The sequence below is a fragment of the Collinsella aerofaciens genome (assembly GCF_040910245.1).
GTDB lineage: Bacteria > Actinomycetota > Coriobacteriia > Coriobacteriales > Coriobacteriaceae > Collinsella.
In genome coordinates, this window is the sequence record NZ_JBDGAY010000004.1 from 63,895 (window position 1) to 88,481 (window position 24,587).

At 62.2% G+C, this 24,587-nt stretch carries 23 protein-coding genes; 21 read left to right on the forward strand and 2 right to left on the reverse strand.

Annotated features, from left to right (window positions below; translation table 11 throughout):
- The first annotated feature begins 41 nt into the window (after positions 1–41).
- The 5 genes from pheT (at position 42) to AB5Z20_RS02610 (ending at position 6,386) form a co-directional block, all read left to right on the forward strand.
- Positions 42–2,495, forward strand: a complete 2,454-nt coding sequence (gene pheT, locus AB5Z20_RS02590) for a phenylalanine--tRNA ligase subunit beta (RefSeq protein WP_368156148.1) — start codon at positions 42–44, stop codon at positions 2,493–2,495.
- Positions 2,496–2,743: 248 nt separating this feature from the next.
- Entirely contained in the window at positions 2,744–3,829 is a 1,086-nt protein-coding gene (cbiM, locus tag AB5Z20_RS02595) for a cobalt transporter CbiM (RefSeq protein ID WP_368156149.1), read from the forward strand.
- Positions 3,807–4,643, forward strand: coding sequence for an energy-coupling factor transporter transmembrane protein EcfT (locus AB5Z20_RS02600; RefSeq protein WP_368156150.1), 837 nt, complete (start codon positions 3,807–3,809; stop codon positions 4,641–4,643). Before cbiM ends, AB5Z20_RS02600 begins: the two co-directional genes overlap by 23 nt.
- A 44-nt stretch (positions 4,644–4,687) precedes the next feature.
- A complete protein-coding gene (locus AB5Z20_RS02605) occupies positions 4,688–5,434 on the forward strand; it encodes an energy-coupling factor ABC transporter ATP-binding protein (RefSeq protein ID WP_368156151.1) in 747 nt (248 codons plus the stop codon).
- Between the two features lie 103 nt (positions 5,435–5,537).
- Positions 5,538–6,386 carry a hypothetical protein gene (locus AB5Z20_RS02610; protein ID WP_368156152.1) on the forward strand — a complete coding sequence of 283 codons (849 nt, stop codon included), beginning with the start codon at positions 5,538–5,540 and terminating at the stop codon, positions 6,384–6,386.
- Here the strand turns inward: AB5Z20_RS02610 and AB5Z20_RS02615 are convergent.
- Both AB5Z20_RS02615 and pyk read right to left on the reverse strand, forming a co-directional pair.
- A complete protein-coding gene (locus AB5Z20_RS02615) occupies positions 6,383–7,456 on the reverse strand; it encodes a hypothetical protein (protein ID WP_368156153.1) in 1,074 nt (357 codons plus the stop codon). The genes AB5Z20_RS02610 and AB5Z20_RS02615 overlap by 4 nt on opposite strands.
- A 421-nt stretch (positions 7,457–7,877) precedes the next feature.
- The gene (gene pyk, locus AB5Z20_RS02620; RefSeq protein ID WP_055309628.1) at positions 7,878–9,338 is read right to left on the reverse strand and encodes a pyruvate kinase; all 1,461 of its coding nucleotides are present in this window, start codon (positions 9,336–9,338) and stop codon (positions 7,878–7,880) included.
- A gap of 441 nt (positions 9,339–9,779) precedes the next feature.
- On the opposite strand from pyk, the gene AB5Z20_RS02625 reads away from it, so the two are divergent.
- The 16 genes from AB5Z20_RS02625 (at position 9,780) to AB5Z20_RS02700 (ending at position 24,499) form a co-directional block, all read left to right on the forward strand.
- A complete protein-coding gene (locus AB5Z20_RS02625; RefSeq protein WP_368156154.1) occupies positions 9,780–12,461 on the forward strand; it encodes a cation-translocating P-type ATPase in 2,682 nt (893 codons plus the stop codon).
- A 616-nt stretch (positions 12,462–13,077) separates the two neighbouring features.
- Entirely contained in the window at positions 13,078–14,031 is a 954-nt protein-coding gene (gene rsgA / locus AB5Z20_RS02630) for a ribosome small subunit-dependent GTPase A (RefSeq protein WP_438861065.1), read from the forward strand.
- Between the two features lie 252 nt (positions 14,032–14,283).
- On the forward strand, positions 14,284–14,943 hold the full coding sequence (gene cpaB, locus AB5Z20_RS02635; protein WP_225094195.1) for a Flp pilus assembly protein CpaB: 660 nt from the start codon (positions 14,284–14,286) through the stop codon (positions 14,941–14,943).
- Complete coding sequence (locus AB5Z20_RS02640) at positions 14,943–16,592, forward strand: CpaE family protein (protein WP_368156155.1); 1,650 nt, start codon at positions 14,943–14,945, stop codon at positions 16,590–16,592. Before cpaB ends, AB5Z20_RS02640 begins: the two co-directional genes overlap by 1 nt.
- On the forward strand, positions 16,589–17,917 hold the full coding sequence (locus tag AB5Z20_RS02645; protein ID WP_368156156.1) for a CpaF family protein: 1,329 nt from the start codon (positions 16,589–16,591) through the stop codon (positions 17,915–17,917). The genes AB5Z20_RS02640 and AB5Z20_RS02645 overlap by 4 nt, the downstream gene beginning before the upstream one ends.
- Positions 17,890–18,816, forward strand: a complete 927-nt coding sequence (locus AB5Z20_RS02650) for a type II secretion system F family protein (RefSeq protein ID WP_368156157.1) — start codon at positions 17,890–17,892, stop codon at positions 18,814–18,816. Before AB5Z20_RS02645 ends, AB5Z20_RS02650 begins: the two co-directional genes overlap by 28 nt.
- On the forward strand, positions 18,813–19,454 hold the full coding sequence (locus tag AB5Z20_RS02655) for a type II secretion system F family protein (protein ID WP_138339730.1): 642 nt from the start codon (positions 18,813–18,815) through the stop codon (positions 19,452–19,454). Before AB5Z20_RS02650 ends, AB5Z20_RS02655 begins: the two co-directional genes overlap by 4 nt.
- A gap of 10 nt (positions 19,455–19,464) precedes the next feature.
- Complete coding sequence (locus AB5Z20_RS02660) at positions 19,465–19,698, forward strand: hypothetical protein (protein WP_152076574.1); 234 nt, start codon at positions 19,465–19,467, stop codon at positions 19,696–19,698.
- A gap of 164 nt (positions 19,699–19,862) precedes the next feature.
- Positions 19,863–20,225: a hypothetical protein gene (locus tag AB5Z20_RS02665; protein ID WP_349114221.1), complete on the forward strand. Its 363-nt coding sequence runs from the start codon at positions 19,863–19,865 to the stop codon at positions 20,223–20,225.
- A gap of 1 nt (position 20,226) precedes the next feature.
- Complete coding sequence (locus AB5Z20_RS02670; RefSeq protein ID WP_225094202.1) at positions 20,227–20,445, forward strand: hypothetical protein; 219 nt, start codon at positions 20,227–20,229, stop codon at positions 20,443–20,445.
- A complete protein-coding gene (locus tag AB5Z20_RS02675; RefSeq protein ID WP_225094203.1) occupies positions 20,420–20,920 on the forward strand; it encodes a TadE family protein in 501 nt (166 codons plus the stop codon). The genes AB5Z20_RS02670 and AB5Z20_RS02675 overlap by 26 nt, the downstream gene beginning before the upstream one ends.
- Positions 20,892–23,057 (forward strand): hypothetical protein, encoded by a 2,166-nt coding sequence (locus AB5Z20_RS02680; RefSeq protein WP_368156158.1) that lies wholly within the window; start codon positions 20,892–20,894, stop codon positions 23,055–23,057. The genes AB5Z20_RS02675 and AB5Z20_RS02680 overlap by 29 nt, the downstream gene beginning before the upstream one ends.
- Positions 23,057–23,533 carry a TadE/TadG family type IV pilus assembly protein gene (locus tag AB5Z20_RS02685; RefSeq protein ID WP_349074499.1) on the forward strand — a complete coding sequence of 159 codons (477 nt, stop codon included), beginning with the start codon at positions 23,057–23,059 and terminating at the stop codon, positions 23,531–23,533. The genes AB5Z20_RS02680 and AB5Z20_RS02685 overlap by 1 nt, the downstream gene beginning before the upstream one ends.
- Positions 23,509–23,889, forward strand: coding sequence for a DUF192 domain-containing protein (locus AB5Z20_RS02690; RefSeq protein ID WP_368156159.1), 381 nt, complete (start codon positions 23,509–23,511; stop codon positions 23,887–23,889). Before AB5Z20_RS02685 ends, AB5Z20_RS02690 begins: the two co-directional genes overlap by 25 nt.
- 59 nt (positions 23,890–23,948) lie before the next feature.
- Positions 23,949–24,215: a hypothetical protein gene (locus tag AB5Z20_RS02695; RefSeq protein ID WP_035136816.1), complete on the forward strand. Its 267-nt coding sequence runs from the start codon at positions 23,949–23,951 to the stop codon at positions 24,213–24,215.
- Complete coding sequence (locus tag AB5Z20_RS02700; RefSeq protein ID WP_035137167.1) at positions 24,215–24,499, forward strand: ribbon-helix-helix domain-containing protein; 285 nt, start codon at positions 24,215–24,217, stop codon at positions 24,497–24,499. Before AB5Z20_RS02695 ends, AB5Z20_RS02700 begins: the two co-directional genes overlap by 1 nt.
- Positions 24,500–24,587 lie beyond the last annotated feature (88 nt).

Consider the following 24,587-nt stretch of genomic DNA (forward strand, 5'->3'; position numbering starts at 1 on the left):
ATACCCCTCCCTATGCGGAGATTAAGAACTAGGAGAGCTATATGCGCGTTTCTTACGACTGGCTCAAGACCATGATCGATATTCCGGAGGATCCCAAGACCCTTTCGGACGAATATATCCGTACCGGCACCGAGGTCGAGGCAATCGACACCGTGGGCGAGTCCTTCGACCACGTGGTGACCGCCAAGGTGCTCACCAAGACCCCGCACCCCGATAGCGACCACATGTATGTGTGCTCGGTCGATGTGGGCGACAAGAATCTCGACGCCGACGGCAACCCCGCTCCGCTGCAGATCGTCTGCGGCGCGCAGAACTTCGAGGCTGGCGACCACATCGTCACGGCAATGATCGGCGCTGTGCTTCCCGGCGACGTCAAGATCAAGAAGAGCAAGCTTCGCGGCGTCGTGTCCATGGGCATGAACTGCTCTGCGCGCGAGCTCGGCCTGGGCGGCGACCACTCCGGCATCATGATCCTGCCCGAGGATACGCCCTGCGGCATGCCGTTTGCCGAGTACGTGGGCTCGAGCGACACCGTGCTCGACTGCGAGATCACGCCCAACCGTCCCGACTGCCTGTCCATGATCGGCATGGCCCGCGAGACCGGCGCCATCTTCGACCGCGATTTCCACGTTGAGCTGCCCGCCATCAAGGCCGAGACCGGCCGCGCGACTGACGACGAGCTTTCGGTCGAGATCGCCGACGAGGGCCTGTGCGACCGCTATGTCGCCCGCATCGTGCGCAACGTGAAGGTCGGCCCCTCGCCCGACTGGATGGTCAAGCGCCTTAACGCCCTGGGTGTGCGCCCGCACAACAACATCGTCGACATCACCAACTATGTGATGATGCTCACCGGTCAGCCGCTGCACGCCTTTGACCTGGACACCTTTGCCGAGCGCGATGGCCATCGCCGCGTGGTGGTTCGCGCCGCCCAACAGGACGAGAAGTTTACGACCCTCGACGGCGAGGAGCGCACGCTTGACGCCGGCATGGGCCTTATCACCGACGGCGAGCGTCCCGTGGCGCTGGCCGGCGTTATGGGCGGCATGGATTCCGAGATCGAGGACGACACCGTCGACGTGATGGTCGAGAGCGCCTGCTTCAACGCCGGTCGCACCTCGCACACCAGCCGCGACCTGTCGCTGATCTCCGACGCCTCCATTCGCTTTGAACGCCAGGTCGATGAGACCGGTTGCGTGGATGTCGCCAACGTCACGTGCGCGCTCATCGAGGAGATCGCCGGCGGCGAGGTCGCTCCCGGCTACGTCGACGTTTTCCCCGCGCCCAAAACCATCGACAGCATCAAGCTGCGCCTGGCCCGCGTGCATGCCATCTGCGGCGCCGACATCGAGCCTGACTTTATCGAGCGTTCGCTCACTCGCCTGGGCTGCACCGTCGAGCGCGACGGCGAGGACTTTATGGTCACTCCGCCGAGCTTCCGCCCCGACCTGCCGCGCGAGATCGATCTGATCGAGGAGGTCCTGCGCCTATGGGGCATGGGCCGCGTGACGGCGACCATCCCGGCTGCCAAGAACCACATCGGCGGCCTGACCCGCGAGCAGAACCTCACCCGCAAGGTCGGCGAGATTCTGCGCGCCTGCGGCCTCAACGAGACCACGACCTTTGGCTTTGCCGCTCCGGGCGACCTGGAGAAGATCGGTATGTCCACCGAGGGCCGCGGTTGCCCCGTGGTGCTCATGAACCCGCTGGTAGCCGAGCAGACCGAGATGCGTCGTTCGCTGCTGCCGGGCCTGCTGCAGTCCGTGGCCTACAACGAGGCGCACGGTACGCCCAACGTGCACCTGTACGAGGTCGGCAGTCTGTTCCACGGTCGCGAGAACGCCAGCCTGCCCAAGGAGACCAAGTCCGTGGCGGGTGTGCTTTCGGGCCAGTGGAGCGAGCAGTCCTGGAGCATGAAGTACCGTAAGCTGCGCTTCTTCTTTGGCAAGGGCATTGTCGAGGAGCTGCTCGCCCAGCTGCGCATCGAGAAGGTTCGCTTCCGTCCCGTCGAGGGCGAGGGCTATGCCTTCCTGCAGCCGGGTCGTGCTGCCGAGGTTCTGTCCGGCGGCACTGTGCTGGGCTGGGTCGGCGAGATTCACCCCGAGGCGCGCGAGGCGATGGGCATCGACGAGGTCGTCGTTGCCTTTGAGCTCGATCTGGACAAGCTGATCAAGGGCGCCCGCAATCAGGAGAACTACCGCGAGTTCTCGCAGTACCCTGCCGTTGAGCACGACCTTGCTATCGTGGTCGACAACGCTGTGACCTGCGAGGATCTTGAGCGCCGTATTACCAGCGCCGGTGGCAAGCTGCTCGAGGGCGTGCGCCTGTTCGACGTCTACCGCGATCCCATCCGCATCGGAGCGGGCAAGAAGTCCATGGCCTTTGCGCTTACGTATCGCTCCGACGACCACACGCTCACCAGCGAAGAGGTCGAGAAGGCGCACCAGAAGATAGTCACCAAGGTGTGCAAGGGCGTAAACGGCGAGGTCCGCGGCTAGGATTTGCGCTGGGAGCGTAGGGCCTGATGGCGGTTGCTGTGGGCTCTGTGTGACCGCGGTGTTCGGTATAAGGCACCGTTGATCCTGCATATATGACACGCGCATTACATAACGGCGTGCTGCTTTGTCGGCAGTGCGCCGTTTTGCTATGATAGCCCGCGGCGTGTTACGAATCTGACAATGCGTAACACTGACAAGGCGTTTTAAGCGGCGTTGCAATTCTGTGCGCCGATAACCGGGAGGCGTACATGCACATTCCAGATAATTATCTGTCCCCGCAGACCGATGCCGTCATGGCAGTGGCAATGGTGCCCGTTTGGGTTCACTGCATCAAGAAGGTGCGCGCCACGCTCGATCGCGAGCACATGGCGTTCCTGGGCATCTGCGCCGCGTTCTCCTTTTTGCTCATGATGTTCAACGTGCCGCTGCCCGGCGGTACCACTGGTCACGCCGTTGGTGGCGCGCTCATCGCGTTGCTGCTGGGCCCCGAGGCCGCTGCTATTGCCGTCTCGGTCGCGCTGGCGCTGCAGGCGCTGCTGTTTGGCGACGGCGGCATCCTATCCTTTGGCGCCAACTGCTTTAACATGGCCTTCGTGCTGCCGTTTGCCGCTGCTATCGTGTTCCGTGCGCTCAACAGCCGTTTGCACGACAAGAGCTGGGGCACCTCGGTTTCGGCTATCGTAAGCGGCTGGGTCGGCCTGTGCTTGGCGGCCCTGTGCGCGGCGATCGAGTTCGGTATTCAGCCGATGCTCTTCACCAACGCCTCGGGTGCTCCGCTGTACTGCCCCTTCCCGCTGTCCGTGGCCATTCCGGCCATGTTGATCCCGCATATGCTGGTTGCCGGCGTGGTCGAGGGCGTAGCGACGGCCGCCATCTACGGTTTCATTAAGAAGACGGCGCCGAGCGTTATCGTCGGCCCCGAGGCCGTCGATGGCCAGCTTGCTGCCGAGGGCGCTGCTGCCAAGAAGACCTCGCTGGTCCCCACGCTCATCTTGGTTGCCGCGCTTGTCGTGGCCACGCCGCTGGGTCTGCTGGCTACGGGTGACGCTTGGGGCGAGTGGGACGCTGAGGGCGCCGCGACCGCCGTTCAGGAGGCTGGCGACGACAGTCTGCAGGCTTCGGTCGGCCTCGATACCCCGACCTTTGCCGATGCGCTGCCCACGGGCGATTACCTTCAGGCCTATTCCGAGGAGCAGGGTCTTGGCTTTGCCGGCCAGGCTGCCATGTATATTCTTTCGGGTGTGATTGGCGTGGCGGTGCTCACCATCGCATTCCGTCTGATCTCGCTGACGGTTAAGGAAAGCGGTGCTCATGGCAATAGCCGAGCTGCCTAGCTGGCTTGCGACCGAGGAGCGATACGAGCCCGCGGGGGCTCGGCATCGCGTAATGCAAAAGAATGTCCTGCACCTGGCGAGCCTGCTTGAGCGGGTTCGCCTGGGTGGGGGCGCGCATGAGGGCGGGTCGATGGTCGACTGCGCCCTTTCTTGCGTTTCGGCTCCGGTGCGCCTGGTGGGGATGTTCGTTTGCGTCCTGTGCGTGTGTCTGACGCAGAGCCCGCTGTACCTCATGTTGATGGCGGCCATTGCGCTGGTGCTCGTTGCCGTGCGCCCCGTACGCGGGCTGCGGGCAACCTTTGTGCCGGCGCTTGGCGCTGCGGGACTCGCGGTGGTTCTAGCGCTGCCTGCCCTGCTGCTGGGCGCGTCTGCTACGGGCGCCATGCTCAAGATTGCACTCAAGACCTTCATTAATGTGTCACTGGTGCTGGGTGTTTCGTGGACGCTTACCTGGAGCCGCATGTCAGCGGCGCTCAAAATGCTGCACCTGCCCGACGAGGTCATCTTTACGTTTGATATGGCGCTCAAGCATATCGAGGTGCTGGGACGCACGGCGCACAATCTGTGCGAATCGGTCATGCTGCGCAGCGTCGGGTCCGCGTCTGCGGGTTTTTCGCGCACCGACTCGCTGGCGGGTATCATGGGCATGACCTTTATCAAGGCGATGGAATGCAGCCGCGCGATGGACGAGGCTATGCTCTGCCGCGGCTTTGCCGGTGCGTATCCGGCGCCCGCACGCGCCGGGTTTGGCTGGCGCGATGCGGTTTACGCGGCCGTTGTGGCGTTGCTCGCCGTGTTGTGCGCTGTGTTGTAGCGCGGACGGTCGAACCGTCGATGTGAATAGGGAAGGGCGACGTTTTGACGATCGATATGAATAATGCGGCGGGCACGAACGGTGCGGGCGGCGCCGAGGTCACGCCGCTCATCGAGCTGCGCGACGTGGTGTTCTCCTATGCGGGCCATACGGTGGTCGATGGCGTTTCGCTGCAGGTCGATCGCAGTGAACTCGTTGCCTTGCTCGGTCCCAACGGCTGCGGCAAGACGACGATCATGCGCCTTATTAACGGCCTTGAACTCGCAGACGCAGGGGCATACCTGTTTGACGGGCATGTGATCGATGCGGCGTTTCTAAAGGATTCCGCGGCCGCTCAGCGTTTTCATCAGCGCGTGGGCTTTGTGTTCCAGAATGCCGATGCCCAGCTGTTCTGCGCTACGGTGGGCGAGGAAGTTGCTTTTGGTCCCGCGCAGATGGGGCTGCCGGCAGACGAGTTCGAGCGCCGCGTGCGCGATGCCATGGGGCTGTTCCAGGTTGCCGACCTTGCCGACGCCTCTCCCTATCAGCTCTCGGGCGGGCAAAAGAAGCGCGTTGCGCTGGCTGCGGTGGTGTCGATGAACCCGGATATCTTGGTTCTCGACGAGCCTACCAATGGGCTCGACGAGGATTCATGCGACATTGTGGTCAACTTCTTGCTGGCCTACGTCGCGGCGGGTAAGACGGTCTTGATGAGCACACATCACCAAGATTTGGTGCGCCGCCTGGGGGCCCGTGCAATCTATATCGATCGATATCACCATGTGGTTGAGGCGCCTGCGCCGTCGTATTGAACCGAAAACGGTGCTACGGACTAGTTGCTGCGTAGAGCGTGCGTAGCCGCTCGCGCGGCTTTGCCGTGATGGTATAGTTATCCAGGTTTTTATGGGGGTGGCTATGCCAAGCTGGAACATTCATATCGCTCAGACGGAGCGTTTGCTGGAGCGCACTGGTGCGCTTGGCAAGAGCGTTCGCGACCGCAATGCCTTTTTGTTTGGCTGCGTGGTTCCGGATATCTTCGTGGGCTATATGGTCCCTGGCATCGCCGATCCCATCCCGTACCGCATTACGCACTTTGCAAAGCCCGAGCCCATCCCTAAGCCTCGTGAGCATGAGTTCTGGGATACCTATGTGGCGCCGTTGCTTAAAAGTTCGCCCACCGGTGCACCGGCCGCGGCGACCTCGATTATCGAGGAACGCGAGCGGCTGAACCGCGTGCACTATCCCCAGCGCTACAAGGATGCCGAGCCGGTTGTCGGTCCCGGCGCCTGTGAGTTCTCGCTTGCGTCCAAAGATGTGGCGCAGTCGTTGCTCGATTTGACGCTGGGCGTCTGGTCGCATCTGGTGGCCGATACCGTATGGAATACGCGCGTGAATCAGTATCTGGAGGCGCACGGCGGCAAGCCGTGTGAGGAGTTCCGCATTAAAAAGCAAGGCGACTTTGACTGGTTTGGCAAGACGCTGGGCATTGTCTCCATCCCGCGTGCGACCGATCGCCTGTATACCGCTGCGACGCGTTTTGGGCAGTATCCCATCCATAAAGAATATGTGCTCAAGACCATCGGCGTCATGCACGAGATTGTACGCGAAAACCCCGGCGAGCCCGATCATCCGCCGTATCGCTTGCTAACCGAGGAGTTTTTCGATGCAACGTTTACCGAGGTCATCGAGCTGACCGAGACAGGCTTTGCGACTCGCGTTGCCGCTTCTGACGTCCCCGCAGTCCCCCTGATCGCTAGCTGCTAACGGGCCGGCTTAACGGTGAACAGTTCATCCCAATTGACTAACAGCTCCCGTCGCAGGGCATCTTCGGTGGTGCGTTCCTGATCGGTCTTTGGGATGTAGGGGAGCCCCGCCTTTTTATGAATGAGCTCGGCGATGTTGTTAAAGCTCTTTGTGTCCTTGATTTGCTCATAGGTTATCTGGATAACGTCATAGCCCATGCTTGTGAGGGCGGTGGTGCGCTCGGCATCGGAGAGGCTTGCGGCTTCGTTGTCATGGGCGGAGCGGCCTTGGCATTCCAGAATGACGCCCATGCTGTTGGTGGCACTTTCGATGAGGATATCGGCGTAGCAGCAGGTTTTGTCATACAGTGAGCGCGCGGCGTCGCTGAGTAGGATGCGCACGTTGTTTGCGATGTTGATGCCCATGCCGCCCTCGTCGCGGGGGAGCGAGACAAGTATGGATGTCTGTACTTCGAAGGGCGAGGCGGTCTGCCCTGTCATGTGCTCGGCCGCCCAGCGCAGTTTTTTGACGCCGCGCAGGCCTGCGGCTTGCTTGGCGAATGCGGCGATATCCGTTGCGGAAAGAAGCGGCGTGCGCTTCCACAGGTTAGTGTCATTGCCCTTGGTGTCGACAACGCGTTTCCAACCACAGTCGGGCGGAATGAGCATAAGCGAAATAGCTTCATCGAGTTGTTGTTGCGTTCGCTCGCAGGGCTTAAACACTGCAAAGGAGCCGCACATCTCGTAGCAAGCCATGAGTAACTGGTTGCGTGAGACCTGCGTGGCAAGGCTGAGCAGCGTAAACTCCGGTGACGTGACATCAAACCCATGTTCAGTCTGCCTAAACGACCCCGGAGGTGGTTCTTGGGTCAGGAGGTGCGATTTAAACAGGCTTCGCGACCCGGATTGTGCCCGAGTGAATACAAGCCTGTGAAGTGGTGCGTGAAACAGGTCTTTTACAACTGCATGACTTCCGAGGCCACAACATCTGCGATCCATATTGCCAAGGCTAATGGTGGGGTAAAGGCCTAATACCTGCGGCGGGATGCGGTAGTAGTTAAAGGCGGATTGCCCACAAAGCGTCAGGTCCATAATGCCCTCCTGGCCGAAATCATCTCTTTGAAGCGAGTGATGCCAGCGTCAATCCGGAAGTATGCGGCAAAATCTGAACCCTATGAGCAGACCTGGCTTTTGAGGCTAGTTTATCAGGCATTTTGTTGCGAAAAAACAGGGTGTGCTCGGAGGTTCCAGAATTTGCCGCATACTTCCGAAAACCAGGTCGATTTGGTTCTTGCTAAAACGATTTATCAGCCCTGCGTGAGGTGTGGTCTTGCCACCGGGTGAACACTTCTAGCGCCTGAGCTATATTTTTGGGCCTCGAAGGGTGGATTTCGCGCTTTTGGTAAAGAAATGAGTGCGTGTTTTGCCGTGCGCCGGCATTGGCACAGAAAAAGGGTCCGGAAGGCGAAGCCTTCCGGACCCTTTGCAATGCAAATCTGCTTGCAAGTGCGATTTAGCGCACCTGAGCGACGTAAGCGACGTTGGTCGAGGAGACCTTGTCCTCGAGCTGGACGCTCATACGGGGATCGCCGGCGGTAGCGACGGTCAAATCGCCAGTCTTGACGTAGCCGAGCTCCTTAGCGGTCTCGATCGCCTTGACGATCGTGCCGTTGACGGTGCCCTGGGTAATCTCTGCCTGGTGCGGGATGACGCCCCAGTACATGATCATCTGCTGGACGGCCCACTCGTGGCGGGAGAAAGCGCAGATCGGCATGTTGGGACGGAAGTGCGAGATCAGGCGAGCGGTACGACCGGTGGTCGTGGGCACGGTGATGCACTTGGCGCCAACGGTGGTGGCCATGTTCACAGCGGACATACCCACAACGTTGTTGACAACGCGGGTGCCGTGAGCGTCAGCCGGAACCTCGAGCGGAGCGTGAGCCGGGAGGTACTTCTCGGTCTCGAGAGCAATGCTGGCCTGCATCTTGACGGCCTCAACCGGGTACTTGCCGGCAGCGGACTCGCCGGAAAGCATAACGGCGTCGGTGCCGTCGTAAATGGCGTTAGCAACGTCGGCAACCTCGGCGCGCGTCGGGCGCGGGTTCTGCTGCATGGAGTCGAGCATCTGCGTAGCGGTGATAACGGGCTTGTAGGCCGCGTTGCACTTAGCGATGATCTCCTTCTGGATGTGCGGAACGAGCTCGGGCTTGATCTCGATGCCCAGGTCGCCACGGGCGACCATGATGCCGTCGGAAGCCTCGAGAATCTCGTCGAAGTTCTCGACGCCCAGGGCGCACTCGATCTTCGGGAAGATCGTCACGTGCTCGCCACCGTTCTCGCGGCAAAGCTTGCGGATGCCGCGGACGGACTCGCCGTCACGGATGAAGGAAGCGGCGATGTAGTCGATGTTCTCGGTCAGGCCAAAGAGGATGTCCTGACGATCGCGCTCGGTGATGGCGGGCAGAGAGATGTTGACGTTGGGCATGTTGACGCCCTTGCGCTCGCCGATCAGGCCGTCGTTCTTGACGACGCAGGTCATGTCCTGGCCGTCGACGGACTCGACCTCGAGGGCAACCAGGCCGTCATCGATCAGGATGAGGGAGCCCTTCTCGACCTCGGAGGGCAGAGCCAGGTAGTCGAGGGAGATGTGCTCAGCGGTGCCATGGAAATCCTCGGACGTGGGCTGAGCGGTGACGACGATCTTGTCGCCGGTCTTGACGGCAACCTTCTTGCCGTCGACCAAAAGGCCGGTGCGGACCTCGGGGCCCTTGGTGTCGAGCAGGATGCCGACGGGCATACCGAGCTCCTTGGAAATACGACGGACGCGCTCGATGCGACCGTGGTGCTCGTCGTAGGATCCGTGCGAGAAGTTAAAACGGGCGACGTTCATGCCCGCCTTGATCATCTCGCGGATGGTCTCGTCGCTATCGCAGGCGGGACCCATGGTGCATACAATCTTGGTGCGCTTGTACATTCAGACCTCCATCTGACATCGTCTTGCGCTGATAGATAAACCATAAGAAATAAAACTGAGATGATTATAACGAAATGCCGACCGAATACCCCAAAAAATCGACCGTATGCCGAATTAGAAGTTCATTTTTTGCGAAAAAACGGTATATGCAAAAACTTTACCAACCGTTCTAACCGCTGCTATCTGGGCGATATTTCAGTTTGACGATGCGCCGAAGAAAAAACGTTTTACCAATCTTGAGCATCACACTGTCTGCACCGTTGCGCCTGTGCCGTGTTTCCAGATGGAATGTTTTGGCTAGACGCGTCGCTTTGGGGTACCATAGCTCCACTATCAACTGCCGCTCAGCACGGCAGCCTTGATGAGCCCTTGCCCTTCTCCTGGGAATTATGATCGGGCATCAATCTGCTGAGTGGCCCGAATCCCAGGAGGGGACTCTATATGCAAAAGGAATACCTGTCCGCCGCGGCGGAGGTGCTCAGCGACCAAGGTGTCGATGAGAACCTCGGCCTGAGCAACGGCGAGGCGTCGTCGCGCCTCGCCAAGACAGGCCCTAACAAGCTTGAGGAAGCCGAGAAGACGCCGCTGTGGAAGCGCTTCTTTGAGCAGATGGCTGACCCCATGGTCATCATGCTGATCGTTGCCGCCGTCATCAGCGCGCTCACGGGCATGGTCAAGGGCGAGGCGGACTTTGCCGATGTCGCCATCATCATGTTCGTCGTTATCGTCAACTCGGTGCTGGGCGTGGTCCAGGAGGCTAAAAGCGAGGAGGCCCTCGAGGCCCTGCAGGAGATGAGCGCGGCGCAGTCCAAGGTGCTGCGCGACGGCAAGCTCATGCACCTGCCGAGCGCCGAGCTCGTGCCCGGCGACGTGATCATGCTCGAGGCGGGCGACTCCGTCCCGGCCGACTGCCGCGTCCTCGAGAGCGCCACGATGAAGGTCGAAGAGGCCGCGCTGACCGGCGAGTCCGTGCCGGTCGAGAAGCACGCCAACGTGATTGAGCTTGCCGCTGGCACCGACGACGTGCCGCTCGGCGACCGCAAGAACATGTGCTACATGGGCTCCACCGTGGTGTACGGCCGCGGTCGCGCCGTCGTGGTCGGCACCGGCATGGATACCGAGATGGGCAAGATTGCCGGCGCCCTGGCCGAGGCCAAGGAAGAGCTCACGCCGCTGCAGGTGAAGCTCGCCGAGCTCAGCCGCATCCTCACCATCATGGTTATCGTCATCTGCGTCGTCATCTTTGGCGTCGACATCATCCGTCACGGCGTGGGTAACGTCCTTACGGACCCGACTGCCCTGCTCGACACCTTTATGGTCGCCGTCTCGCTTGCCGTCGCCGCCATTCCCGAGGGCCTGGTTGCCGTCGTGACCATCGTGCTTTCGCTCGGCGTGACCAAGATGGCCAAGCGCCAGGCGATCATCCGCAAGCTTTCTGCCGTCGAGACCCTTGGCTGCACGCAGACCATCTGCTCCGACAAGACCGGTACCCTTACCCAGAACAAGATGACCGTCGTCAAGCACGAGCTCGCTGCGCCCAAGGAGAAGTTCCTGGCCGGCATGGCGCTGTGCTCCGATGCCCAGTGGGACGAGGAGCTGGGCGAGGCCGTGGGCGAGCCGACCGAGTGCGCGCTCGTCAACGATGCCGGCAAGGCTGGTCTTACTGGCCTGACTGCCGAGCACCCGCGCGTGGGCGAGGCCCCGTTCGACTCGGGCCGTAAGATGATGTCCGTGGTCGTCGAGACCCTGGACGGCGAGTACGAGCAGTACACCAAGGGCGCGCCCGACGTGGTGATTGGCCTGTGCACCCATATCTACGAGGGCGATAAGGTTGTGCCCCTGACCGAGGAGCGTCGTGCCGAGCTCGTGGCAGCCAACAAGGCCATGGCCGACGAGGCCCTGCGCGTGCTGGCGCTGGCGAGCCGCACCTACACCGAGGTTCCCGCCGACTGCAGTCCCGCTGCGCTCGAGCATGACCTGGTCTTCTGTGGCCTGTCCGGCATGATCGACCCGGTCCGTCCCGAGGTGGCCGACGCTATCCGCGAGGCGCACGACGCCGGCATTCGCACCGTCATGATCACGGGCGACCACATCGACACCGCCGTGGCCATCGCCAAGCAGCTGGGCATCGTCGCCGATCGCAGCCAGGCCATTACCGGTGCCGACCTCGACCGCATGAGCGACGAGGAACTCGATGCACACATCGAGGATTACGGCGTGTACGCCCGCGTCCAGCCCGAGCACAAGACCCGCATCGTCGAGGCTTGGAAGTCGCGCGACCAGATCGTCGCCATGACGGGCGACGGCGTCAACGACGCCCCGTCCATCAAGCGCGCCGACATCGGCGTGGGTATGGGCATCACTGGCACCGACGTTACCAAGAACGTCGCCGACATGGTACTTGCCGACGATAACTTCGCCACCATCATCGGTGCCTGCGAAGAGGGCCGTCGTATCTACGACAACATCCGCAAGGTCATCCAGTTCCTGCTTTCGGCTAACCTTGCCGAGGTGTTCTCGGTGTTCATCGCCACGCTCATCGGCTTTACCATCTTCCAGCCGGTGCAGCTGCTGTGGGTTAACCTGGTCACCGACTGCTTCCCCGCGCTTGCGCTGGGCATGGAGGACGCCGAGGGCGACATCATGAAGCGCAAGCCGCGCAACGCCAAGGACGGCGTCTTTGCCGGTCACATGGGCCTGGACTGCGTGGTCCAGGGCCTGATCATCACCGTGCTGGTGCTGGCGAGCTTCTTTGTGGGCGTGTACTTTGACATGGGCTACATCCACATCGCCGATATGATCGCCGGCAATGCCGACGAGGAAGGCGTGATGATGGCCTTCATCACGCTCAACATGGTCGAGATCTTCCACTGCTTCAATATGCGCAGCCGTCGTGCGTCGCTGTTTAGCATGAAGAAGCAGAACAAGTGGCTTTGGGCTTCGGCCGCGCTGGCGCTGGTGCTGACGGTTATCGTGACCGTGCAGCCGACGCTTGCCGAGATGTTCTTTGGCCCCGTGACGCTTGAGCTTAAGGGCGTTGTCGCCGCGCTGGGCCTGGCCTTCCTGATCATCCCGCTGATGGAGATCTACAAGGCGATCATGCGCGCGGTCGAGAAGGAGTAAGTTAACCTGTCCGGGCCCGCCCCTGCGTGTTTTCTTCTTCGCTGGTCCTCGCGCTTCGCGCTGCGGGATTGCTCAGAAGAAAACACTCCCGGGGCGGGCCCTGCGCTATCCTTGCTGGCTTTTCTCCCGCGCGGATGATAAAGGGCTGAAGGAAAGAAGGTGAGCGGCCGAGCAATTGCTCGGCCGCTCGTTTTGAATAAAGGATGTGCCCTTAGGAAACCCCTCCCGGCGGGCGGGCCCTGCGGTGTCCTTGCTGGCTTTTCTCCCGCGCGGATGATAAAGGGCTGAGGGAAAGTGTGTGAGTCGGTCGAGCAGTTGCTCGACCGACTCTTTTTTATGGGTAAAATACCTGCTCAGTTGTGTGGTTTTTTGCTGGGAGGCATTTGTGGGCAAGGCTAAGGCTAAGGCGAAGAAAAAGACGACGGGGGCGCGGGCTAAGCGTGATCGTCGTCGGAAGCTCGCGACCGAAGCCCCTGCATCTGCTGAGGAGTTGCTGGCGAGTGTACCGGGGCTTGACGCACTGCAGGATGTTCCGGCGTTCGATGACCTGCCGGTCGATGCGGCTCAGCAGGCTGCATTTGACGACTTTTGCGCACAGGCCGAGGAGCCCGAGCAGATGCAGCTCGGTGCCGTGGTGCGCCTGGACCGCGGGTTTCCGCTGGTGGCGACTGCCGAGGACACGTTTCGTGCCGAGCATGCCGTAGGGTTTGCCAAGTCGCGTGGCGAGGACGAGGTCTTGCTGCCCGCCGTGGGCGACCGCGTGGCGGTTCGCCGTGCTCCCGGGCACGACATGGGCGTGATCGAGTGCGTACTGCCGCGCCGTACGAGCTTTGAGCGTTGGCGTGGCCGTGCCCGCGGTGAGCGCCAGGTGCTCTGCTCCAACGTCGACAGTGTGCTGATCGTGCAGGCGCTCGGCGCCGGCGAGGTGCTGCTCGATCGCGTGGCGCGCTCACTGGTGCTGGCGCTCGATTGCGATGCCGAGCCGGTGGTGGTGCTCACCAAGGCCGACCGCTGCGAGGCCGATGAGCTCGAGCGCGATCTGGACCGCGTGCGCCGTCTGGTGGGTCCGGACGCGCGCGTGATCGTGACGTCTTCTGCCGAGGGCCTCGGCCTGGACGAGGTGCGCGCCTGCGTGCCGGCTGGGAGCTGTGCCATGATCTTGGGCGAGTCGGGTGCCGGCAAGTCGACGCTGCTCAATGCGCTGCTGGGCCACGATGCTCTGGCTACTGGCGGCGTGCGCGAGCGTGATGACCAAGGTCGCCACACCACGGTTGCGCGCGTGATGGTGGCGCTGCCGGGCGACGCCGGCGTGATCGCCGATGCCCCGGGCCTGCGCAGCCTGCCGCTTGTGGGACATGAGCGGGGTCTGGCGCGCGCCTTCCCCGAGATCGTCGAGGCGTCGCGCGCGTGCCGGTTTGGCGATTGCACGCACACTCACGAGCCGGGTTGCGCCGTTCGCGAGGCCGAAGATGCCGGACAGATCGACAGCCTGCGTCTGGAGACGTTCCAAAACCTGGCGTCATCCATGCGCGTGAGTGCCCAAATGCTCGATCCCGATGTCCATCTGTAATTGAACTTTCCTATGACAGCCGTCTCCTAACTGCTTGGGAGGCGGCTTTTTTGCTGCCAAAGCGCCTCGAAAAATGCGTTTTGCCGACGTTCTGACCAAAACCTTGCCACGAGCTTGACGGGCTGGTCAGCTTTTGGTCAGCAATTGGTTTGACACGTAAAACCAAGATCGCGATTGCGCCGCTTTGCGCCCTGGTCGCCCAGACAATGGTGGTACGGGCATTTGCCCGGTGCTACCTTGAGAGGAGCGGCCGTGAACAAGAGCAAGCGCATCGCCATCAGTCTGGTCGCGGGCGTGCTTGCCGCGGCGCTCTGCATGGTCTACGGCTCGTCGATCCGCTCGCAAGCCGAGCGGGCCCAGGCCGAGACGTTGGCAAAATACGGCGGCGACCGCGTTGAGGTGTGCGTCGCGGCGCGCGATATCGATGCGGGCGAGACCCTCGACGAGACTAATGTCATAACTCAGGAATGGCTGGCGAGTCAGTTGCCGCGTGATGCGGCGACCGAGCTGCGTCAGGTGCGCGGCGACGTGACGACCTCGCGCATTCCTAAAAACGCCGTGATTTGCAATGTCTACACCAAGGCCGAGAGCCACAAGCTCGAGGTGCCTAAAGGCAAGGTTGCCGTTTCGGTGGCGGTCGATGCCGAGCACTCGGTCGGCGGCGCTACGGGCGTGGGCAGCTATGTGGACGTGTACGTGCAAAAAGATGGCGTGACCGATCGTTTGTGCGGCGCGTACGTGATCGATACCAGCGAAGATGCCGGCACCACGCGTGAAGGCAAGATCGAGTGGGTGACGCTGGCGGCAGACCCCGAAGACGTCAAGGAATTGCTGGGAGCCTCGGGAAAGGGAACGGTCAGCTTGACGATTCCCGCCACGGCGCGCGGCAAAAAGAGCGGAGGCGACGAGTGATGAAGGCGATCTGGCTTGCGTGCTGCGCGTGCGGTGATTACGGGCTGCTACAGCAGGAAGTCGAGGGCCGCGATGTGGGCGCGCAGGTACTTCGCGTGGGCGACCTGGACGGGCTGGTATCCATGGCGCGGGCGTTTCCGTCGCGCCGCGGTGCCGCCATCATCGCGGCGTCTCTGTTCGATACCGAAGACGTGCGGAAGACCGTTGCACGCCTGACGGCCGAGGGCCGTGTGAGTCGCGTCGTCGTGTTGATCGAGACGCTCGACCCGTCGGATATCGAAGGGCTGTTTCGCGCGGGGGCGACCGAGGTCATCGCTGCGCACAGCTTGTGCGGCAACGGGCTCGCGGGCGAGGGAACGGTTGATTCCGATCGGCGCATGACGATTGAGCCCGATGCTTTTGTTGATAGGGAACCCGGGGCGCCTCGCGCTACAAGAGGCCCGCGTGTTGATGAATATGGAAAAGCGGAAGCCGAGCATGGTCGGCGCCCCCGGGACCCCCTTTCATACGATGACGCTGGAAGGCCGGTACCGTATGGCGATGACGTTCTGGCTGAAGATATGGGATACGTGCATGGCGTAAATCTGGCCGATGAGCTCGACGAGGTCGAGGGTTTTGCCGGGGCTGACGAGCCGTGTGCCGCTGCGTCTTTGGCTTCGGAATCGCAGCCCGGGCAGCCTGCCATGCCGGCTTGGGCTCAGCGCGTGACCGCGGCGGGGGAGACGGAGATGTTATCGCCCGCGTCCGTGTCGCCGGTTCCTGCACCGTCGGCCCCCGCGCCGTCGGCGGACGCTTCGATTCCGCCGCGCCGGGCGCCGGTCGTCTGCGCCGTTTCGGGTTCGGGCGGTTGCGGCAAGTCGACGATCGTTGTCACCATGGCGCATGCGGCGTCGCTGTTGGGTTTGCGTGCCGCCGTGCTCGACTTGGACCTCATGTTTGGAAACCTATACGATCTGCTGGGTGTCGATGCCCCGCACGATATGGCGACGCTCATCGAGCCGTCGGCGGCGGGCGCACTTGCCGAGCCGGATATCGTGGCCGCATCGATGCGCATCGCCCCGGGCGTCACGCTCTGGGGGCCTGTCGCGGCCCCCGAGAAGGCCGAGCTCATGGCACGTCCGGTGGAGCTATTGCTCGATGTCTTACGTCGCGAATCCGACGTGGTCTTTGTCGACACCTCGGTCTTTTGGGGTGATGCCGTGGCCGCCGCGGTGGCGGCGAGCGACCGTTGCCTGGTCGTAGGCGATGCGGCGGTATCGTCCGCGACATCCGCTTCGCGCGTCATTGAGCTGGCGAGCCGCGTGGGCGTGCCACGCACGCGCATGAGCGCCGTGTTCAACCGGTTTGGTGCGCGCGGTGCCGACGAGGACGTCGCCATGCGCTTCGAGATCGCCTGCGCACTGAGCTCCAAGATCCGCATTGCCGATGGCGGTCAGGACTTGGCCGCGCTCATGGCATTCGGTCGCGCCGACGAGGCGGTGGGTCAGACGAGCGCTTTTGCGACCAGCGTGCGCGAGGCCACGCGCGAGATGCTCGTGGAGCTGGGCTGCGCCGTCGGTCCCTGGAGCGATATGGTCGCCGACCGCGCGACCCGCACCGAGCGCCCACGCATCCGTCTTCCCTGGTCGCGTGAGGGTGATCCGCGATGAGTCTGCAGACGCGGATTAAAGCCGCTGGCGCGGCCGCTGCGGCTGCCCCCGTTGATGCGGGACGCCGCCGTGCCGTTAAACGCCGCACCAAGCGTGCGGTGATGGACCGCATGGGCTACGACGAGGTGGCGCGCATCAGTGCCTACGTCGACCCGGCCTTTGCCCGCTCTGAGCTACGTCCGGCAGTGGAAGCGGCGCTCAACGTGGAAGAGCCGACCGACTTGGCGACGCCTGAGCGTGAGACCATCATCGACGAGATCCTAGATGACGTGGTGGGCCTGGGACCGCTGCAGCCGCTCATCGAGGATGACACCGTTACCGAAATCATGGTCAACGGCTGTCGCTCTGCCTTTTTTGAGCGCAACGGCGTTTTGTATCCCATCGAGCACGCGTTTGAGGACGACGAGCAGATCCGTGTGCTCATCGACCGCATCATCTCGCCGCTCGGCCGTCGTATCGACGAGCGTAGCCCCATCGTCAACGCCCGCCTCAAGACGGGTTATCGCGTCAACGCGGTGATTCCACCCGTGGCGATCGACGGGCCAATCCTTACCATCCGTAAGTTCTCGGACCGTATCTGTTCGTTGGACGAGCTTGTGGGGTTGGGGTCACTGCCGCTTTGGTATGCGCAGCTGCTGTCGTGCGCGGTGTCGTTGCGGCAGGACTTGGCGGTTGCGGGAGGCACGGGGTCGGGCAAGACCACGCTGCTCAACGCGCTGTCGTGCGAGATTTCCACCGGCGAGCGCATCGTGACGATCGAGGATTCCGCCGAGCTCAAGTTTGCACATCACCCACACGTTGTTTGTCTGGAGGCGCGTGAGGCGTCAATCGAGGGCGAGGGTGCGGTGACGATTCGCGACCTGGTGACCAATGCTCTGCGTATGCGCCCCGATCGCATCGTCGTGGGCGAGGTGCGCGGTGCCGAGTGCTGCGACATGCTGCAGGCCATGAACACGGGCCACGACGGCTCGCTCACCACGCTCCATGCGGGTACCGAGCAGGAGACCGTGGTTCGCCTGACGCTGCTTGCGCGCTACGGCATCGATTTGCCGAGTGAGCTTATCGAAGAGCAGATCGCCATGGCGCTCGACGGCATCGTGATGTCCGAGCGTCATGCAGATGGCAGGCGGTTTGTGGCCTCATATTCGGGGGTTCACCGCGGCGCGTCGGGCGGTGTTGAGCTCGAACGCTACGTGACGTTCGATGCCGCCGAACGCACTTGGACGCTCGATCGCGAGCCGCCGTTTATTGCGGAGGGCTTGCGGTCGGGAACGCTCACGCAAGAGGAGGTGGACGAATGGAGATCGCTATGCCCCTCGTCGTAGGGGGTTTGGCGGGGCTTTCTGTCGCGACGGCGTGTGGGGCAGGGCCTCGTGTGCCGCGGAGGCCGCCGGCGGAGCTGGCGCGCCAGACGCTCGAATCGATGGCGGAGAAGCTGCCCCGTGAGTTGACGGAAAACGACCTGCTGACAAAGACTGCCCGCTCGTGGGCGTCGCTGATCCCCGCAGATCGCCTTGGGCTTGCTATTGAGGATAACGCGGCTCGTCTGGCATTTCTGCTGCTTTCGAGCGGTATCTGCAGCGTCTTGCTGGTCGTTGCATCGTTGTCGCCCATCGGCTTTTTCTTGGGGCTGGTGGCGCCGTTTGGCGTGGGCGCCGCGCGTGACACCTTCGATCGCCGACGCGAACAGCATGATGTAGAAGAGGCCATGCCCGAGGCATTCACAGCGTTATCCATGTCGCTTGCCTCGGGGCATTCGCTGGCACAGGGCATGCGCTTTGTGGGCGCCCATGCGCAAGAGCCGGTTCATACCGAGTTTTTGCGGGTGGCGGCGGCAATCGATTGCGGTGTCTCGGCGACCGACGCACTCGATGACCTACTCGTTCGCATCGATGCCCCCGGCCTTTCGCTTGTCACCTTGGCGCTCAAAGTGTCGCAGCGTACCGGGGCTCCGCTTGCCGGCTTGCTGTCCGAGGCGTCGAGCATGGTGGGTGAGCGCATCGAGCTCAAACGCCGTCTGGACGTTAAGACGTCACAGGCGCGTATGTCGGCACACATGGTCGCGGCGATGCCGGCGGGCATGTGCGCGGTACTGGCTTTGCTTTCGGCAGACTTTCGCCGTGGTCTTGCGACGCCGGCTGGTGCGGGCGCCGTGGTGCTGGGACTTGCCCTCAACGTCGTTGCCCTGGTAGTTATCCGGCGCATTATGCGGGTGGAGCTATGAGCGCCCTGGTCGGGGTCGCGGCTTGTCTGTGCGCCCTGAGCGTATTTGCCGCGACGGGTTTGGAGCGTGCGGATGCTCGCAAGATTGCAGAGACATGCAAGCGTGAGGCGGTACTGGTCATTGCTGCGGGCTGCTCGGTGATTGATGCCCTGACCGCGCGAATGAAGGGCGCGATTGGGGCGGGCGGCCCGGCGCGGGTGTCGCTCGGTGAGGTGTCCGAGATGATCGACGTGGTGCGCCTGGGGCTTTCTGCCGGCCTTTCGTTTGACGCGGCGCTCGAGATTTTCTGTGCCAATCGTCGGTCGGTGCTGGCCGTCCGTCTTGAGCGAGCCTGCATGGCGTGGCAGGTGGGCGTGGGGACGCGCGAGGCCGAGCTGTTGGCTGCCGCGCGTGATTTGGACGTGAGGGCGCTCGAGACCTTTGCCATCACGGTGGGGCAGGCGCTTGCCCTGGGCGCTCCGCTGGCCGAGACGCTGGCTGCTCAAAGTCGCGAGATCCGTGCGGCCCATCGCGCCGCAGTCGAGCGCGAGATCGAGCGCGCACCGGTCAAGTTGCTGATTCCCACCGGCACGCTCATCTTGCCGGCGTTGCTTCTGTCCATATTGGGCCCGCTGCTGGGAGCAGGCGGGATGATGTAGGGAGGAATACATGAACACGATGACCGACATTGCGGGCAAGGCTTGGAGCTGGGCTTTTTGCCGGGCAATCCGCGCTCGCCAGCGTGCCAAGGCGCTGTTGCGGGAGGAGAGCGCGCAGGGCACTACCGAATACGCCATCTTGGTCGGCGTGCTCGTAGTGATCGCGATTATCGCCATCGTCGCGTTTAAGAGCAAAGTCGAAGAACTATGGAACGCGATCAAAGACGGCATCAACAGCCTGTAGGAGGCAGGCGGCCTGTTGGTTCGCCGCTGGTGCTCGTTTGCTTGCTCGTGGCAATAGCGGTGACGTTTTGGGGGCTGGGTGTTGCGCGGCAGCAGCGTCCAGGCGCTACTGCCGATTTGGGATCGGGCTCGGCGGCGGTGTCACAAGCGGAAGGCGCGGGGGCTATGGGCGGTCAGAATGCCGCCGTCACGGCTCAGACCTTTTTGCGGGCACTCGATGAGCGGGCGGCCAGTGCGACGGAGCCGTCTGCAGACAACGCGATTGCGGTTCGGCTCGCATGGTCCGAGGACCGGCCGATGACCGAGGCAGCGGCAGACCTGCTGCGCGCCTACCGTGAGGTGCCCACGGCCCAGCTCGCCCTGAGCGGCTATCTCGATATTAAGGGCAACGTATGGGGCGCCATCGTGCGCGATGGGAGAGGCTGGGTCGACATGGTGACGGTTGCCGCGGATGCCGGCGATGCCTCGTGCCGCCTGCGTGCCGTGCGTCTGGTTCCGCAAACAACGGAGTCAAAGGAGGGGTCGTGAAATGCATGGTGTCCTGTGTGAGGAATCTGCTCAGTCGACCGTCGAATACGCCATCGTCACCGTGGCGCTGTTATCGATTGTGCTGGCGATTGCGGGGCTTTGGCGCGCTGGCACCGATGGGCGCTTGGCGGCACTGGTCGAGCGGGCAGCGTCTCATGGCGTCGCCCCATCGTCGGTTATCGATGCCGCGACGGGTGCCAAGGACATCGCTCTGTATTGATATCGCGTGCGAGGATCGGGCGCAATCTACGGTCGAGGCCGCCTTTTTGCTGCCGACGTTTTTGACACTTATCTTGCTCGCGTTGCAGCCGGTGTGCCTGCTCTATACGCGTGCGGTCATGGAGTCTGCCGCCGCCGAGACCGCGCGGCTTATGACCACGACGACGGTGGAGGACGACGATGACCTTAAGGAGTTCACTCGCCGCAGACTTGCCGCGGTGCCCAACGTCTCGATTTTTCATGCCGGCGGGCCGCTGTCGTGGGATATCGAGTTGGGGCGGGCCGGTGCCGGTGGCGTTTCGTCCGTGTCTGTTGCCGGCGAGGTTAAGCCGCTGCCCGTGATCGGTGCATTTGTGCAGGCCATGGGCAGTGCGGGTGAGGGCGGCTATGTCGAGCTCAAGGTCGACGTCTCGTATCGATCGCGTCCCGAATGGCTGGAGGGAGATTATGATTCATGGATTGCTGCATGGGATTAGGCGCTGCCTGCTGCGGGTGACGCAAGGGTTTGCGGCTCGCCGTCGACCAGGCGCTCGCCGCAAGCGGGGCGGCTTTATGGGCCGTGCCGGTATCGACTTGTTTATCGAAGACGGGGCCTATACCACGCTCTCCTCTGCGGTTGTCATTCTGGCGGTGCTTACGCTGCTGTTTTCGTCGACCGCGGCGATATGGAGCATGTCGCGCGCCGGAGATACCCAGGTGGCGGCCGATAGCGGTGCACTGGCGGGCGCCAACGTGGTGTCGTCCTATCACACGGCCGCCACGGTGGTGGATGCGAGCATTTTGAGTTTGGGCCTGGCGGGGTTTGCCACGATCGGAACCGGCTTGGTTGCCATTCTTATTCCGGGCGCCGAGGTCGTTGGCAGCGATATCATCGATACGGGAACCCAGATCATTAAAACACGTAACAAGTTTGCCAAAAGTGCGGCAAAGGGCCTGCAAAAGATTGAGACCGCCTTGCCGTACCTGGTTGCCGCGCGTGCCATGCAGGCAGTATCGGCGCAGGATACCGACGGCGTGACCTATACCGGTACGGCGCTTGCCGTGCCCAGGACATCCGAGTCGGATTTTGTTGCGCTCGAAGGATCCGAGATCTCGACCGATGCCATTAAAGATGCGTCGGAAGATCTGGAGCGCGCGGCCGAGGAGCTACAAAAAGCATCGGAGGAGACGGCGAAGGCCAAAGAGCGCGCCTGGCTAGCGGATTGCGGTGGATCGGATAAAGGTTCGGTCGGCAGCTGTTCGTGTATGTGGGAGCGTGCGAAAAGCCTAACGGATCTCTCCGGTGTTCAAAATCCGCATTACGCTTCGAGCGTTACGTGGGAGCCTCAAGTTGCCCTTGATCGCGCGAAGGACTACTACCATCGGCGTCTGGCAAACGAGAAGCCCCAAGGCTCGAGTGTCGAGATGAAGGCAGAGTCTGCGGCGCGTAAGGCGTTTTATACCTATGCGAGTGCGGAGGTCGATCGGGCATATATAACCGAGAACGGAGACAGGGTTTCCTCCTATATTCCGCTGCTGCCGCGCAACTCTGATGAGGTTCGGGCGACGGAACTCTATACCGATGCGGTGTGGCCGACGAGTGTGAACGATGACAAGGCGTATCTGCATTACGGGACGACCTGCCCTAACTATAAGAAAGGAACGCCGAGCGGATTTGCTTCGGTTGCCGATTACGATGGGCAGGATAAATGCAGCAAATGCCATTTTGGCGTTTCGTCGCTTGGTGCTGTTGCGGCGCCTTCAACCTCTATCGAAAACGGCTTCGAGTATCACTTTGACAAGTTTAAAGACGCCCTGGAGGACTACGTCGACTGTCGCAACAAGGAGCTTGAGCTCGAGCGTCAGACCGAGGACGAAGCCGACCGTGCGGGCGATGCGTTCGATACCGCCATCAAAGAACTATCCGGTGAGCGTCCGCGCATCGCCCCGCCCGGTCGCAACGGCGTGGTCGCCTTTGCGGTCTCGGGCGCCATCTCCAGTCCCGACGAGCTCAACTCTTCGTTTAACACGGCAGTTGAGCTTGGCGATCGTGGTGCAATTTCTGCTGCAGTGCTGGCGCCTGACGATGCGACCGCGCAGAACAACGTGCTCGCGCGTTTCTTCTCGACGCTGGAGGAGCGTTCGGGCGGCGTTGCCGGCGTGCTCGACGGCGTTATGGATGTTTGGGGTCGCCTACTTGTGGGGTACGGAGACATCCAGGGTGCGGCCGACGAGCTTATGGGAGAGCTGATCGGTGGCTTGGGAGGGAGTAGCGGCGCGTTGGGCTCCATCGCGTCCTGGCTCGGTGACACCGTCTCGTCCTCCGTGGCGGCGTTGGGTCTGGAGCCGTGCGACTTGCGCCTGCGAAAGCCGGTGCTGACCGATTCCGCCAACGTCATTAAGAGTCCGGGGTCTGACATTGCTGGTTTCTCTCAAGCGCAAGACAAGCTGCGAAGTATTCCGTTGGGCGTGACCGATCCCAAGGCGCTTTGCGAGGCGTTGGAATATCAAGTCGAACGCACCATTAGCGGCACGGTGTTCACGCTTGCGGAGATTCCTCTGCCCGGCGGCGGCTCCATCCCGCTCACCGTCGATGTCGCCACGCTGGTTGGCGCTCTGGGCGGTGGGTCGTAATGAGTATCCGCATGCGTCTGCGCGAGGAGCGCGCCCAAGCGACGGTGGAGATGGCAGTGGTTACGCCCGTTTTGCTGGTGCTGGCACTCATCGTGTACAACGTCATGGTCTTTGCCAGCGCTGTCGCGCGCTTCGACCGCGTGGTGCCCGACATCGTGTTGGCGCACGCCGTGGCGTCGGAGGGGGAGGGCGACGAAAGCTCTGCCGATGCCTCGGCGACGGTTCAGACTCAAATTCTGAATGCCATGGAAGGCTATGACTTGCAGATCGAAGTGTCGAGCGAGCAAGGCGCGAAGGCATTGGATGGTGGCCTGCTCTCCCTATCCGGTACGTTTAGGACCTACACCTGCACCATGCACTATGAGCCGTGGCCGACTTCTCTCAGCATCGCTGGCGTTCCGCTGGGGGCGCCGACAACGTTGTCGCACGAGCGTGCGGTGACGGTCGATCCATGGCGTCCGGGGGTGGTCATGTGACCGCGGTCTCGTCCTACATCGCCTACGCGCGGGCACTCAACAGGCTGGGTTGGACGCCGGCCGAGTTTGTGGTGGCGGAGTCGTTTGTCGTGCGCCTGCGCGGCATGCTGGGACGGCGTCCGGTTGCCGCCAACGGCCTGCCGCTCGTCATGGCGTTTCCACGCTGCTCTTCGGTCCATACGTGTTTTATGGCCTATCCCATCGACATCGCCTTCATCGATCGCGACGGCAATGTCCTCGCGCGCTACGAAAACGTCCGTCCTTGGCACATGTGTTCCTGTCCCGGTGCCTGGGCGGTATTGGAACGCCCTTCAATCCTCGCTACACCTCCCGCCCTCCAACAAGTACCGGCGTAAGAGATTGGCGACGGCGGACTTTCGTCATACGAAATTGGGTAAGATGGAGGAGAAGATGCATGGATGTTGAGATCCATCCGAACGCCAAAAAACACTTGACGGAAAAGCAGGTGCTTGGTGCCTGGTTCGCGGTTACTGAGTGCATTCGCCGCGAGTCGGAGGACGAGCCGCCGAGATGGCTTGCCATTGGATGGCTTCCAGATGGTCGAAGTGTGGAACTTGTTGCGGTCGAACTAATTCGTGGATGGCTCATTATTCATGCCCTGTCTCCGGTTCAGAAGAAATTCTGGCAAGAGATCGAGCGAGCTCGGCAAAGGGGTCGATGATGGGCAAGACGTATACGGCCGCTAATGGTCAGGTTGTAACGGATGAAATGATTGACGCGTGGTGCGAGTCGTACGAGCGCGGAGAGTTTCCGGATGGCGAACACACCGTTGGTGGAATCGTGCATGGACGGCCCCCGCTCTCAGGTGAGGGGACGGCAACGCTGTCGGTCAAGATTCCTCTGGGAATGAAGGAGGCCATTCGTCGACGGGCGGCTGCCGAGGGGATGACGCCAAGTGAGTTTGCCCGTGCGGCTCTGAGTGAAAAACTTCTTGCTGCCGGCTGATGCCTCTGACGTGCCGATTTATAGAACCGAGGCTGTGCTCAAAAACTTTTTTAAAATTCTCGGTTGACCGGAACGCGTCCTTGGTTAT

Bases quoted from the DNA above. Each gene is read 5' to 3' on its own strand.
- AB5Z20_RS02615 (WP_368156153.1), bottom strand. From the start codon at position 7,456: ATGGACCTGACGCTTTGTGGGCAATCCGCCTTTAACTACTACCGCATC.
- pyk (WP_055309628.1), bottom strand. From the start codon at position 9,338: ATGTACAAGCGCACCAAGATTGTATGCACCATGGGTCCCGCCTGCGAT.
- AB5Z20_RS02660 (WP_152076574.1), top strand. From the start codon at position 19,465: ATGAACACGATGACCGACATTGCGGGCAAGGCTTGGAGCTGGGCTTTT.
- AB5Z20_RS02685 (WP_349074499.1), top strand. From the start codon at position 23,057: ATGAGTATCCGCATGCGTCTGCGCGAGGAGCGCGCCCAAGCGACGGTG.
- cbiM (WP_368156149.1), top strand. From the start codon at position 2,744: ATGCACATTCCAGATAATTATCTGTCCCCGCAGACCGATGCCGTCATG.
- AB5Z20_RS02690 (WP_368156159.1), top strand. From the start codon at position 23,509: ATGGCGTCCGGGGGTGGTCATGTGACCGCGGTCTCGTCCTACATCGCC.
- AB5Z20_RS02600 (WP_368156150.1), top strand. From the start codon at position 3,807: ATGGCAATAGCCGAGCTGCCTAGCTGGCTTGCGACCGAGGAGCGATAC.
- AB5Z20_RS02625 (WP_368156154.1), top strand. From the start codon at position 9,780: ATGCAAAAGGAATACCTGTCCGCCGCGGCGGAGGTGCTCAGCGACCAA.
- AB5Z20_RS02650 (WP_368156157.1), top strand. From the start codon at position 17,890: ATGGAGATCGCTATGCCCCTCGTCGTAGGGGGTTTGGCGGGGCTTTCT.
- AB5Z20_RS02670 (WP_225094202.1), top strand. From the start codon at position 20,227: ATGCATGGTGTCCTGTGTGAGGAATCTGCTCAGTCGACCGTCGAATAC.
- pheT (WP_368156148.1), top strand. From the start codon at position 42: ATGCGCGTTTCTTACGACTGGCTCAAGACCATGATCGATATTCCGGAG.
- AB5Z20_RS02680 (WP_368156158.1), top strand. From the start codon at position 20,892: ATGATTCATGGATTGCTGCATGGGATTAGGCGCTGCCTGCTGCGGGTG.
- AB5Z20_RS02655 (WP_138339730.1), top strand. From the start codon at position 18,813: ATGAGCGCCCTGGTCGGGGTCGCGGCTTGTCTGTGCGCCCTGAGCGTA.
- AB5Z20_RS02695 (WP_035136816.1), top strand. From the start codon at position 23,949: ATGGATGTTGAGATCCATCCGAACGCCAAAAAACACTTGACGGAAAAG.
- AB5Z20_RS02610 (WP_368156152.1), top strand. From the start codon at position 5,538: ATGCCAAGCTGGAACATTCATATCGCTCAGACGGAGCGTTTGCTGGAG.
- AB5Z20_RS02640 (WP_368156155.1), top strand. From the start codon at position 14,943: ATGAAGGCGATCTGGCTTGCGTGCTGCGCGTGCGGTGATTACGGGCTG.
- AB5Z20_RS02700 (WP_035137167.1), top strand. From the start codon at position 24,215: ATGGGCAAGACGTATACGGCCGCTAATGGTCAGGTTGTAACGGATGAA.
- AB5Z20_RS02645 (WP_368156156.1), top strand. From the start codon at position 16,589: ATGAGTCTGCAGACGCGGATTAAAGCCGCTGGCGCGGCCGCTGCGGCT.
- AB5Z20_RS02665 (WP_349114221.1), top strand. From the start codon at position 19,863: ATGGGCGGTCAGAATGCCGCCGTCACGGCTCAGACCTTTTTGCGGGCA.
- rsgA (WP_438861065.1), top strand. From the start codon at position 13,078: ATGCAGCTCGGTGCCGTGGTGCGCCTGGACCGCGGGTTTCCGCTGGTG.